This is a genomic window from Flavobacterium subsaxonicum WB 4.1-42 = DSM 21790 (assembly GCF_000422725.1).
Taxonomy (GTDB): domain Bacteria; phylum Bacteroidota; class Bacteroidia; order Flavobacteriales; family Flavobacteriaceae; genus Flavobacterium; species Flavobacterium subsaxonicum.
The window spans coordinates 55,986-67,860 of the sequence record NZ_KE383912.1 but is presented as its reverse complement, the minus strand read 5'-3'; the positions used below and the strand labels follow the sequence as shown (position 1 = coordinate 67,860).

At 45.6% G+C, this 11,875-nt stretch carries 8 protein-coding genes; 1 reads left to right on the top strand and 7 read right to left on the bottom strand.

Annotated features, from left to right (window positions below; all coding sequences use genetic code 11):
• The first annotated feature begins 201 nt into the window (after positions 1-201).
• A complete protein-coding gene (locus G509_RS0120210) occupies positions 202-1,776 on the top strand; it encodes a Na+/H+ antiporter (RefSeq protein WP_026993204.1) in 1,575 nt (524 codons plus the stop codon).
• Positions 1,777-1,896: 120 nt separating this feature from the next.
• On the opposite strand, the gene G509_RS0120205 is transcribed toward G509_RS0120210, so the two are convergent.
• From G509_RS0120205 to G509_RS0120175, 7 genes are all read right to left on the bottom strand, one after another.
• On the bottom strand, positions 1,897-2,829 hold the full coding sequence (locus tag G509_RS0120205; RefSeq protein WP_026993203.1) for a glycoside hydrolase family 43 protein: 933 nt from the start codon (positions 2,827-2,829) through the stop codon (positions 1,897-1,899).
• Positions 2,830-2,833: 4 nt separating this feature from the next.
• Positions 2,834-4,009 carry an aldose epimerase family protein gene (locus G509_RS0120200; RefSeq protein ID WP_026993202.1) on the bottom strand — a complete coding sequence of 392 codons (1,176 nt, stop codon included), beginning with the start codon at positions 4,007-4,009 and terminating at the stop codon, positions 2,834-2,836.
• Positions 4,010-4,011: 2 nt separating this feature from the next.
• A complete protein-coding gene (locus G509_RS0120195) occupies positions 4,012-5,061 on the bottom strand; it encodes a cellulase family glycosylhydrolase (RefSeq protein ID WP_026993201.1) in 1,050 nt (349 codons plus the stop codon).
• Positions 5,062-5,073: 12 nt separating this feature from the next.
• Positions 5,074-6,099, bottom strand: a complete 1,026-nt coding sequence (locus G509_RS0120190; RefSeq protein WP_026993200.1) for a glycoside hydrolase family 43 protein — start codon at positions 6,097-6,099, stop codon at positions 5,074-5,076.
• 7 nt (positions 6,100-6,106) lie between these two features.
• Complete coding sequence (locus tag G509_RS0120185) at positions 6,107-7,132, bottom strand: glycoside hydrolase family 43 protein (protein ID WP_035739400.1); 1,026 nt, start codon at positions 7,130-7,132, stop codon at positions 6,107-6,109.
• A gap of 64 nt (positions 7,133-7,196) precedes the next feature.
• Positions 7,197-8,726 (bottom strand): RagB/SusD family nutrient uptake outer membrane protein, encoded by a 1,530-nt coding sequence (locus tag G509_RS0120180; RefSeq protein ID WP_026993198.1) that lies wholly within the window; start codon positions 8,724-8,726, stop codon positions 7,197-7,199.
• Positions 8,727-8,746: 20 nt separating this feature from the next.
• Positions 8,747-11,773 carry a SusC/RagA family TonB-linked outer membrane protein gene (locus G509_RS0120175; protein ID WP_026993197.1) on the bottom strand — a complete coding sequence of 1,009 codons (3,027 nt, stop codon included), beginning with the start codon at positions 11,771-11,773 and terminating at the stop codon, positions 8,747-8,749.
• Between the last annotated feature and the right edge of the window lie 102 nt (positions 11,774-11,875).

Below are 11,875 nucleotides of genomic sequence, written 5' to 3'. Positions count from 1 at the left end.
ATTGATAATCTGACGATCTACTTAGAAGAAAATTTTTTAAAGGATACAGTATTAGTAGGAATACATAAATATACTACACAATGGGATTCTATAGGCTACATAAAAGTTTGGGATGCTGATTTAAAGTAATTGCGGTTGTAAGTATTTTATAGCAACAATTTTCTTAAATTCACTTTTAAATAGTCAATTATTTAAATAAGGATGCTCGATACTTTTCCGTTTTACCTCAGTTTAATTGCAGCCATACTGGGGGTTATCATGCTGGCTAAAAAAATCAGGGTGGCCTATCCGGTATTGCTGGTGCTTGCCGGCCTGGGTATTAGTTTTATTCCCGGCATACCTACACTGCACATAGAAGCCGAGCTGATCTTCGTCATCTTTCTGCCGCCGTTATTGTACGAAGCATCATGGTCTATTTCGTGGAAAGAGCTCTGGAAATGGCGGCGCATCATCACCAGCTTTGCCTTTATCGTGGTGTTTTTTACAGCGCTCTCGGTAGCATTGGTAGCCAATTATTTTATACCGGGCTTCTCTTTGGCTCTGGGCTTTTTGTTGGGGGGCATAGTCTCTCCGCCTGACGCCGTTAGTGCCGGTGCCATCCTTAAATTCGTAAAAGTCCCCCGTCGTTTTTCTTCCATATTAGAGGGCGAAAGCCTGCTTAACGACGCCTCATCGCTAATAATTTTCCGCTTTGCCTTAATAGCCGTTGCCACTGGCCAGTTTATCTGGCATGAGGCAGCCCTGAGCTTTACCTGGATGGTATTTGGCGGGGTGGGCATTGGCCTGTTGGTGGGTTTTATAATTATGAAACTCCACAAATACCTGCCTACCGATGTTAACAGCGATATTGTACTTACGCTCCTTACACCTTACGTTATTTATATAGCGGCCGAAGAAGTGCACAGCTCCGGCGTGCTTGCCGTGGTAAGCGGCGGATTATTATTGTCGCAATACCGCCTTAAATTTTTAAGCAGCAGCTCGCGCCTGCGCAGTGTTAACGTGTGGGAAAGCCTTGTGTTTATACTTAACGGCCTCGTATTTATGCTTATAGGTTTAGACCTGCCTGAAATTACTGCCGGGCTCGAAAAAACAGGCATCTGGCCTGCCATTGGCTACGGCCTGCTTATAACGGCAGTGTTAATAGTAGCGAGGATAGTTTCGGCCATTGCCGCGGTGGTTACCACCTTAATAGCCCGTAATTTTATAACGGTTGCCGATGCCAGTAACCCCGGTATAAAAGCCCCGTTGGTACTGGGGTGGTCGGGTATGCGGGGCGTGGTATCGTTGGCGGCGGCACTGTCTATACCGGTGCAGTTAGATAATGGCGATGTTTTTCCGCAGCGCAACCTCATCCTCTTTATCACCTTTGTAGTGATACTTACAACGCTGTTGTTGCAGGGGTTAACACTGCCGTGGATCATTAAAAAATTAGAGATGCACGATCCTGATTATACCATGCCTGAAGACGAAATGTATAATAAGCTTAGGCGAAAGCTATCGCATTACGGCCTCGAACAGCTACATGCCAATTATGGCGACCAGTTAAAGACCGAACCCCTGCTACAGCAGATAGCCCGTAAATGGGAAGATATGGATAAACTGGGCGCCGATACTATTGTGATGACGGGCGAGAGTAAAGACGTGTACCGCGCGATACTGAACCTGCAACGCGATTGGCTTACCGATAAGAACAGGCACCCCAATATAGACGAGGATATTATCCGCAGGCATTTGCTGTATCTTGATTTAGAGGAAGAACGGATAGAGTTGCTGTAGTTTAGAAAAAGAAAAAGCCCGGTATTTCTACCGGACTTTTAGTGGTCGCCGTGCCTAAATTTCCGGGTCACTCCTGTCCCAAAAATGTACTTCTGACCTTTTTAAACGAAACCCTAATAATTATAAAACTAACCAAATAATATTTTTTCCTTTTGCGATAGATAACTGCTTGCCCTTTAGGGTAATCGGGATGATAGCTGTTTTTCTTGGTGCCACTTCCGATTCAGAAAAATGGGTATGAAACACGTAATACATGCTCCCTTTCTTATCATAAAACACATCGCCATGCCCCGTGCCCGGATATTTTAAAAGGCTTTGAGATATAAAAGGGCTATCTGGCTTTTCCCACGGCCCGTGCGGACTTTTGCTTGTAGCGCAGCCCACGGCATAATCTTTATTCCTAAAATCGTTAGCCGAGTATAGCAGGTAATACAGGTTATCTTTCTTAAAAACGGTAGGCCCTTCGGTAACGGTCCATTTCACTTTTTCGGTATCCTCCCACGGTTTGGTGGCTGTAATGCACTCTTTAAGCGTACCCGGTTTAATGGCACTCAGGTCGTTTTCCATTTCGGCTACAAAAATGCGGTTGCCGTTTTCCAGCCGCACGTGGTACAGGTAAATTTTACCGTTATCAAAAAAGATAAAAGGGTCAATTTGCCTAACGTCGGCCGCTAAGGGCTTGCCATCATTCTTAAACGGCCCTGCCGGGCTATCGCTACTTGCAATGGCAATTTGCTCGTTGGCGGTATAGGCCATGTAAAACTTATTATTGTACTTAAAAACCTGCGGGGCCCAAAAGCCGGTGGTGCCATAACCGTCTCCTTTTTTAAAGGCGAAGCCGTTGTTGGCAGCCGGTTTTTTCCAGTTTTTAAGATCGGTCGACGTGTACACCTGAAAGCCTTCGCCATCAACATCCTTAGCACCTTTGGTACCGTAAAGGTAGTAGGTGCCCTCGTTCTCAAAAATGGTGGGGTCGGCCAGTAGTGGGTTCTTATCCTGCGCGCTAAGCCATGCACAACACAGCAGGAAACATACGGTTATATAATTTTTCATGCTATTATTTTTCGATACTGAAATGATATTCTGAAACCGTGTTATACGTGGTTCCCGGCTCTAAAATGATAGAAGGGAACGCCTTTTGGTTAGGGGCATCGGGGTAGTGCTGGGTTTCCATAGCAAAGGCCGTCCTGAAATCGTCTTTCGCACCCGACTTAAACGTGTTTTTGCCCTGCATAAAGTTGCCGCTGTAAAACTGCAGGCCGGGTTCTTGCGTAGTAACCGTCATTACAATGCCCGATTTATCGCCTACCACAGTGGCAGCTTCGTTCATAGCTTTGGAGGCAGCGGTTTTAAGCACAAAATTATGGTCGTAACCCTTACCATTCTTTAGCTGTGCGTTATCGGTTGCAACACGCTCTCCAATAGTGTGGAATGCCGTAAAATCGAACGGCGTACCCGCAACGGCCTCTAAATTCCCGAACGGAATAAGCCCGCCATCAACCGGGGTGTACTTATCGGCATTAATCTTAACCTTGTGATTAAGTACGGTGCCGCTACCTTCGCCATTTAAATTAAAAAAAGCGTGGTTGGTTAAGTTTACCGGTGTTTTTTTGTCGGTTGTGGCCTCATATTCCATTTTTAGGTTCTGAGAATCGTCTACGCTATACGTTACTTTAACCCCCAGGTTACCGGGAAAGCCTTCTTCGCCATCCGGCGAATTATACGTAAATACCAACGTTTTATCATTGGGTTGTTCTACCTTCCAGACCACCCCCTGAAAGCCTTTTAAGCCACCGTGCAAACTATTCGCATCGTTATTTAACGGAATGTGGTAGGCTTTACCGTCCACCGTAAAAGTGCCTTTGGCAATGCGGTTGCCCACACGGCCAATGGTAGCGCCAAAATAGGGCTCGGTAGAATTTTGGTAGGCTTTAGTACTGTTTAGGCCCACTACCACATCGGTCATTTTTCCGTTTTTATCCTTAACCCAAAGCCCCACTATACGGGCACCATAGTTGGTAAAGGCAACGGTTATGTTACTGGCCTTAATGTAATACAGGCTTACGTTTTTACCATCTATAGCGGTATCAAAATCTTGTTTTTTAAGATGGGTGTCAAGGTTGGTATCCATAGCGGTTTCTTTGCCGGGCTGCTCTTCTTTCTTAGTATTTTGGCACGAAGCCAAAAACAGGAACGACAAAGCATACACAGCTGCGATTTTATATACTTTCATACTTATTTTACCCCGTTTAGTTTTTTGATAAGGTTAACCTCATCCTGGCGGTATGGTGTGCCGTCTTTCCTAAAAATGTCATGAAACCAGGTGTCCGGCTCTTCTCCGGTGGCCATAGGGGTATCCCAGGCATAAATAGTGTTGGTTTTGCCGGCCACAAGCCCCCAGTTTATAGCGCCTATGTTCTCTTTTTTAAGCAGCGTCATGTTGTTAGAAAAGATATTGTTTTTGGTACGTGCCATATATTCGGTACATATCATGGGCCTGTCGTGCGTTTTAAGCAGCTCTATAACACGCTGATGATCGGCCACAGCCTCATAAAAATGGTAGGTAATAACATCAGAATTTTGTGCCTGTATGGTATTAAGCGCTACAAAATCCCATTTCCAAAGTCCTACAGATATTGGCTGCTCAGGGTTGGCCTCGCGTGCCCATTTAAATACATTTTTTAAAAGAGCAAGGCTCTTGTCGCCCTTATTGCTGTTACCGGGCTCGTTGTATAAGTCCCACAGCAATATCCTTTTATCTTTGCCAAACGTGGTTAAAATATCTTTTACATAAGCCTGTAGTTCTTTATCATCGGCCCTTTGTTCAGATGCCGGAAACCCCGGGTCTTGCAGCCAGCCCGAATTATGGATGCCTGTTTTTGGTTCCGGCTGCCTGCCAATGGCCGATGTTGGGCTCCAGCAATCATCAAAAAATACAAACATGGTTAGTATGCCGCGTTTGTTGGCAATTTCGAGGTATTTATCTATTCGCTTTTTAAAACCTTTAGGGTCGGCTTTATAGGCAAGGCTATGCAAAAACACACGCATGGTATTAAAACCAATGCCTTGGGCATAACCCAGCTCGCGATCAATAGTCTGAGGGTCGAAGGTAGCTTCCTGCCACATTTCCAGCTGGTTTATGGCGGTGCTTGGTATAAAGTTGGCGCCGGTCATCCACTTGTGTTCGGCATACCATTTATCGGCTTTTTCTGTACTCCATCGTTGGCCTTGTGCCGCTAAGGTTAAACTTGCAAAACAGGCAATTAAAATTAAAATTTTCTTCATTTTTTGTTGTATTTATTCAGTTGGTATTGGTAAAACTTCTTTGTTGGAAACCGGAATTTTAAGGTTAGGTGTACCGTCTTTATTCCACTCTATTTTTTGCATCCTGGGCGATCGTTTATTGCCGCAGCCCTCGCCGGGGTTATCGTTGGCGTGGAATAATATCCAGTCTTCTTTACCGTCGGGCGATTTAAAAAACGAGTTATGCCCCGGCGCGTATACGCCATTGGCCTCGCTTTTTACAAAAATAGGGTCGGGGTGCTTTTTCCAGTTTTGCGGGTTTAGTAAATCGGGGCCGGTAAGCTGTAGTAATCCTAAGCTGTAAAAATCGGTCCAGCACCCGCTCGACGAGAACACTATAAAAACATCTTTGCCGTGCTGCAAAAACTGCGGGCCCTCGTTTACGTTTACATGGGGTGGGTTAACGGGGTCGTCCAGGTCGCCCTGTTTTTCCCAGTTGTAGGTAGGCTGCGATATTACAACGCGCTGGCTGCCCAGTGTCCAGGGGTTGGCCATTTTGGCAATGTAAATGTTTTGCTGCCCGTTGGTGGTGCCCTCCCAGCCGCTCCAAATCATGTACAACTGGTTGTTGTAGGTAAACACGTTACCATCTATAGCCCACCTGTCTGGTGCGGCGGCAATTTTGCCCTTAAACTCCCAGCTGCCCTTAAACGGGTCTTCTGATTTGTTTTCGAGCACATACATGCGGTGCTGGTTGTTGCTGCCACCATCGGCAGCAAAATACACATACCATTTATTGTTGATGATATGAAACTCCGGCGCCCAGATCTCCTTAGAATATTCGGTACCGGCGGGGGGTGTCCATATTACCTTGCTTTCAGCATTTTTAAGGTCGGCTAAATTTTTGGTCTTCCAAAGTATCAGCTTATCGCCAAGGGTGTGCGTGTAATAGTAATAACCGTTATGGTAGGTACTATACGGGTCTGCGCCCGAAGGCAGCAGGGGGTTGGTAAATGTTTTTTTCTGGGCAAACATGCCGGCAAATACAAACAATGCCAGCAACAATAACTTTCTTCTCATTTTGGGGCTATTTTTCTATTCCGAATTTTGTTACAAGGGCTTCATACTCTTTGCCCGAAAGGGTTATCATGCAGCCATGCCTAACGTGCTGTGGCAGGCTGTACTTATCCCAATCGCTAAAAAAAGTATAGCCGCTGGCCTGATACCATGGGCCGTTTAAATTATCTGCTATAGATAACCCGTAAGAAACCCCCGGGTACTGCTCGTAATACATATACCATGCTTTATTATCTGGCGAGGGTATAAGGGTAGGGGCCTCCCTAAAATTAGGGCTTATAGGCTCCTGCGGCAGCGAGTAAGGCCCGGTAAGCGATGCCGCTTTGGCTATCCTTACGGTTTTTCCGGTTGTCCAGTACAACGTTGGGTACGACTCGTCTTTTAATATGGCATAATAGCTGTCGGCCACTTTCCTGATGCTAACATCTATGGTGCCAAAATTCCAGTCGAATAATTTTTGGGGCGGGCCTTCAAACGTCTTCAGGTCTTTGCTTAGCACATACAGTGTGCGTTGGCTGGCCCAATACCGCTCGCCATCATCTTTAGTGCCTTCCTGGTGCGGTGTGTGCCAGGTCATGATAAATTTGCCCGATGGCGCATCATAATACAACTTGGGGGCACCTATGCGTTGCATAGCATCGGGGTAATTGGGCACCTGCTTAAGGTTGGGCGTATAAACGCTGTGTTTTTTCCACGTTATCAGGTCGGCTGATACCCATATAGTAATATCGGGCGATGCATCGCTTTTGTTTCCGGCAATATAGTAGTTGCCGTCCGGCCCTTTGGCAATATCCGGATGCCCCTGGTAGTCTTCAAAAACGCGTTTTTTGCCGTTAAGCGGATACCAGTGCAAACCATCGGTACTTACAGAGTAGTAAAGCCTGCCGTAATCTTCGTGCGTCATGTGGGCAAAAAGGTAGGCCTGGTTTACTGCTTTTTCGCCGCTTTTAACCTGCCCCGGTGGGTTGGGCTGCTGTGCGAAACCCATGCTACAGGCAAAGAATAAAATGGCTGATTTAAAAAAAGGATTTCGCATTCTATTAATTTTTTAAGGAAATATCCCGGGGCAGTTTTTAAGCTGCCCCGGGAATTTTATTGTATTAGTAACCGGGGTTTTGCTGTAAATTAGGATTGTTTTGCACTTCGGTTTGCGGTATAGGCATACGTATGGTTTTGCCTACCACAAAGCCGTTAAAATCAGGGTCTCTTTCTGCAATTGCATCTACACCGGCCTGGGTTTCAAGGTCGCCCCAGCGCTTAAGGTCTAACCAGCGTACACTTTCGCCGCACAGTTCTAACACCCTTTCTTTTTTAAGGCGGGCCAAAAACTGGTCGTGGCTGCTGCCAATTTCGGGGTGTGCCGTTGCCAGCGGTGCCATTTTAGCCCTTGCCCTTACCAAATCTACATATTGGTAGGCCTCTGTAGTTTGCCCAAGCTCGTTAAGTGCTTCGGCATACATTAGCAGTATATCGGCGTAGCGTATCATCCTGTAATTTACCTGAGAGTAATAGTCTTCGTTATTACGGTAATAATCCCTCTGGCCTTTTCTAAACCATGCTTCATCGGCGTCCCACTCCCAATGCCTGCCGTAAATAAGGTCGCCAAAATCGGCCTCAATATCGGCGTAGAACAGGGTGTGGCGCAGTCGCTCATCAATGCCTCCGTTAATGTTAGGCTCTTCTTTAAAAAGGCCAACCATCCAGTTGCGTGCCTGCCCGTCTGACCATCCTATACTGCGGGGTGCAAAAAACTGTGCCCTTGTATTAGATACCGCTGCATTTGCAGCCTCATCTGTACCGCCAAGGCGCTGGCCACCAAACTGTATTTCAAAAACCGACTCAGGATTATTCTCATTCAAATCGGTAAAATTGTCTTTATAATTAGAAACAAGGCTGTACATAGCCCCCTCGCCACTTATAAGATAATCCATTGCAGCTTTGGCTTCGCTCCATTTGCGCTGCTGCATGTACAGCTTTGCCAAAAAGCCTTTTACGGCACCCTTGGTAGGCCTGCCAATATCTTCGCCCGCCCATGTAAGGGGCAGTGCCTGGAACGCCTCATTAAGATCTGTTTCTACCTGGGTAAATATTTCTTGTTTTGTTTTTTGAGGAGGAAGGTCGCCCGGGGTAGAGGGGTCCAGTACCAACGGAATGTTTTCCCATAGCTCTGCTGCATAAAAATAATGCAGTGCCCTTAAAAATTTAGCTTCGGCAAGAATCGATTCTTTTCTGGCAGGGTCTGTAAATTCAATTTCAGGCACGTTTGCCAATACCTGGTTACAGCGAAATATAGCCTTGTAGGTATCTCTCCACGTTACACCGTTGCCTTCCCAAAAGTTATAGTTTACGTAGTTAAAGCGGGTCCAGTCGGCCAGTTCTATCCACGGGCTTTTGCTAAAGCCCTCGTCAGATGTCAGGTCCATCCTAAAATACATCCACCTGGACCAAAGCCCGTCTTTATAAAACATGGCGTAGATGGAGTTAACACCCTGTTCGGCATCGCTTGGGGTAGCCCAAAACTGGTCTGTAGTAAGGGCATTGGGGTTAGTAAGCTCCAGATCTTCGTCGTTACACGAATTAAAAAACAGGAGCGCACTTAGTAATGTTGTATATAATACTATTTTTTTCATGGTTGCAATTATTTGTTTGATTAAAAACCAAGTTCTACGCCTACAGAATAGGTGCGCACGTTAGGGAATGCACCAAAATCGACACCTCTTTCAAAAATGTTGCTGTTGGTAAATTCCGGGTCAAGGCCGCCGTATTTTGTAATGGTAATAACGTTTTGTGCCGATACGCTAAGGCGCGCCCTGTCGAAACCAATTTTAGAAAGCATATCTTTTGGCAGGGTATAGCCAATGCCTATGTATTTAAGCCTTGCAAAGCTGCCATCTTCAAGAAAGCGGTCGCTGTCGCCACGGTTGTTAAGCGTAGTGCCGTAATAAGCCCTTGGGGTAGAGGTATTAGGGTTTTCCGGAGTCCAGGGCTGTACGCCTGCCGCATAGTTATGGTCGCCGTTTATAACATCTACAATACTGCTGTAGCCGTTGTAAACCGTGGCGCCAAAAGAGCCTATCCAGTTCATGGAAAAATCGAAGTTTTTATAAGCCATACCCGCATTAAAGCCCATTTCGAAATCAGGCCACGGGCTGCCGTCTACAATTTTATCTTCGTTTGTAATTTGCCCGTCATCATTAATATCTTTATAACGAAGGTCTCCCGGGGCTGCATCCGGCTGTATAACCTGCCCTGCCGAATTTACATGGCTGCTAATTTCGTCCTGGTTTTGGAAAAGGCCATCTGTTTGCAGTACATACCACATACCCACCGGCTGGCCCGCACGGGTTACGGTATTGCCCGAAAAGCTTTCGTTTAAGCCGTTGCCCAGGCTTACCAGTTTGTTTCGCAACGATGTAAAGTTAACACCTACGTTATAGCTAAAATCTTCGCCTATTTTATCGTTAAATGCCACGTTGATTTCTAAACCTTTGTTTTGTACCGTTGCAGCGTTAGATATAGGGTTACCGCCATCGTTACCGGTACTCATAAGTATCGGGAAGCCAAAAAGTACATCTTCTGTTTTAGCAATAAAATAGTCAGCGGTTATATTAAGCTTGTTTTCATACATGCCCAGGTCAAAACCAAAGTTGGTTTGTTTAAGGGTTTCCCACTTAAGGTTCTGGTTGTATAATTTTACCTGTGTGGCTGCCGATTGCAGGTTTTGTTCAGATCCAAATACTGCGGCACCAAAGGTATTAACATAGCCAAGGTACTCGTATTCGCCAATGTTACCACTGCCAAGCTCGCCATAACTAATACGCAGCTTAAGGTCGTTTATGTTTTTAACCTTAAAGAACGACTCGTTATTAATTCTCCATCCTAACGATACCGACGGGAAGCTTGACCATTTGTTGGCATCGCTAAATTTAGATGATCCATCTCGTCGTATAACCGCATTTAAAAGGTAGCGGTTATCATAATTATATTCCAGCCTGCCCAGGTACGATAACAACGCTGATTCATTCTTATAACCCCCCACCTGCGGATTGTCGCCTAGGTCGAGCACATCAAAATAAGAGCCGGTATTAGGGTTTGTAAGCAGGTTTCGTTTTTGGCCGTTCTGCTGTTCGTAGGTAAGTTTTTGATAGGTAGTACCTGCAAGGGCAGTAATACTGTGCTTGCCAAAATCTTTAGTAAATGTAATAGTATTTTCAAATAGTTTGTTTTGAGATTGTGCCCTGTTCTGGTTGGTTAAAGAGGGGTCTGCCGGTTGGTTAAGCGTCCAGTTGCCCACCCTGCGCAGGTATACAAAATGGTCAAAACTGGTTTCGTAACCAAAGTTAAAGCGGTATTTTAAAAATTCCCACGGCTGTATCTCTGCCCAGAAATTACCCCTTACCCTAAAGTTTTCTACGTTTTGATCTATCAGGTTGGCAATAGCCACGGGGTTAGCTGCAAACGTGTTTGCCACACCCTGTTCGCCATATCCATAGCCGCCCGGGTTACGGTCGTCTCGTACCGGTATGGTTGGGTACATGCGTATGGCATCAATAAAAGGGTTACCCCTCATGGCTTCCGGCCCACCGGTTTCGTTAACTTTAGAGTTAGACAGAGCCAGGTTTTCGCCCACGCTAAAAATACCTTTTTTGCCGCTGGTGTTTACACGAAAAGACAGCCTGTCAAAATCAGTATCTATAACAGTACCCTCGTTACCAAAATAGTTGGCCGACATAAAAAAGGTAGAATTATCGCCACCGCCCGAAAAACTTACGTTCTGGTCCTGTATCATACCGGTGCGAAATACTTCTTTTTGCCAGTCGGTATTTACGCCAAGATTAAGGTTTTGCCTTGGCGCACCTGCGTTGTCATACGCCATGTTTGTAATGGCTACAAACTCGTCTCTACTGGCAAGGTCGTAAGTAGGCACACTGGTAATACTTAATTTAGAGCTTGCCTCTATTTTAAGCGGCCCTTTTTTACCTTTTTTAGTAGTAATAATAATTACCCCGTTTGCCGCACGCGACCCGTAAATGGCTGCTGCTGCCGCATCTTTAAGTATCTGGATGCTTTCTATATCATTAGGGTTAAAATCACGGTTAGCCGTGGTAATGTTACCATCTATTACATACAGCGGGTTAGAGTTTTGCAGGTTTTTAAGTCCGCGAATTTCAATCCTTGCTTCCTGCCCGGGCTGCCCGCCGCCGCGCACGCTAACACCCGTTGCAAGGCCCTGCAGGCTCTCTGCCACTGTGGTGCTCTGCCTTTTTTGTATCTGGCTGGCATCTACAATAGATATAGCGCTGGTTAGGTCTTTCTTTTTTTGTGTACCGTAGCCCACAACAATTACTTCTTCCAGCTGGGCAACATCTTCCATCAGGGTCACGCTGATAGTAGACTGGTTGTTAACCGCGATTTCCTGGGTCTGGAAACCAATGCTGGTAAACACCAAAATAGCATCTGTAGATGCATTAATAGAATAATTTCCATCCATGTCTGCCGATGTGCCGTTAGACGTACCCTTGACCACAACGTTGGCAAAGGGCACCGGTTTTCCATCTGATGAATTGATAACGCCCGACACCGGCTTGATATCCTGCGCACACATATATTGTGCGCATAGAACAGCCAGCAGTACGAGGCATTTTGTGTTAAAAACAGATTTTAAAATAGTTCTCATAAAATTTCATTTTAGAAATTGTACTGGGTTAGGTTGGTTGAAACGATTTGACGAAATAATTGTACTGTTTTGCGGCTTTAATGCTACTTTTACTATTATAGG

Coding starts and splice junctions, on each gene's coding strand:
- G509_RS0120210 (WP_026993204.1), top strand. CDS start 202: ATGCTCGATACTTTTCCGTTTTACCTCAGTTTAATTGCAGCCATACTG.
- G509_RS0120205 (WP_026993203.1), bottom strand. CDS start 2,829: ATGAAAAATTATATAACCGTATGTTTCCTGCTGTGTTGTGCATGGCTT.
- G509_RS0120200 (WP_026993202.1), bottom strand. CDS start 4,009: ATGAAAGTATATAAAATCGCAGCTGTGTATGCTTTGTCGTTCCTGTTT.
- G509_RS0120195 (WP_026993201.1), bottom strand. CDS start 5,061: ATGAAGAAAATTTTAATTTTAATTGCCTGTTTTGCAAGTTTAACCTTA.
- G509_RS0120190 (WP_026993200.1), bottom strand. CDS start 6,099: ATGAGAAGAAAGTTATTGTTGCTGGCATTGTTTGTATTTGCCGGCATG.
- G509_RS0120185 (WP_035739400.1), bottom strand. CDS start 7,132: ATGCGAAATCCTTTTTTTAAATCAGCCATTTTATTCTTTGCCTGTAGC.
- G509_RS0120180 (WP_026993198.1), bottom strand. CDS start 8,726: ATGAAAAAAATAGTATTATATACAACATTACTAAGTGCGCTCCTGTTT.
- G509_RS0120175 (WP_026993197.1), bottom strand. CDS start 11,773: ATGAGAACTATTTTAAAATCTGTTTTTAACACAAAATGCCTCGTACTG.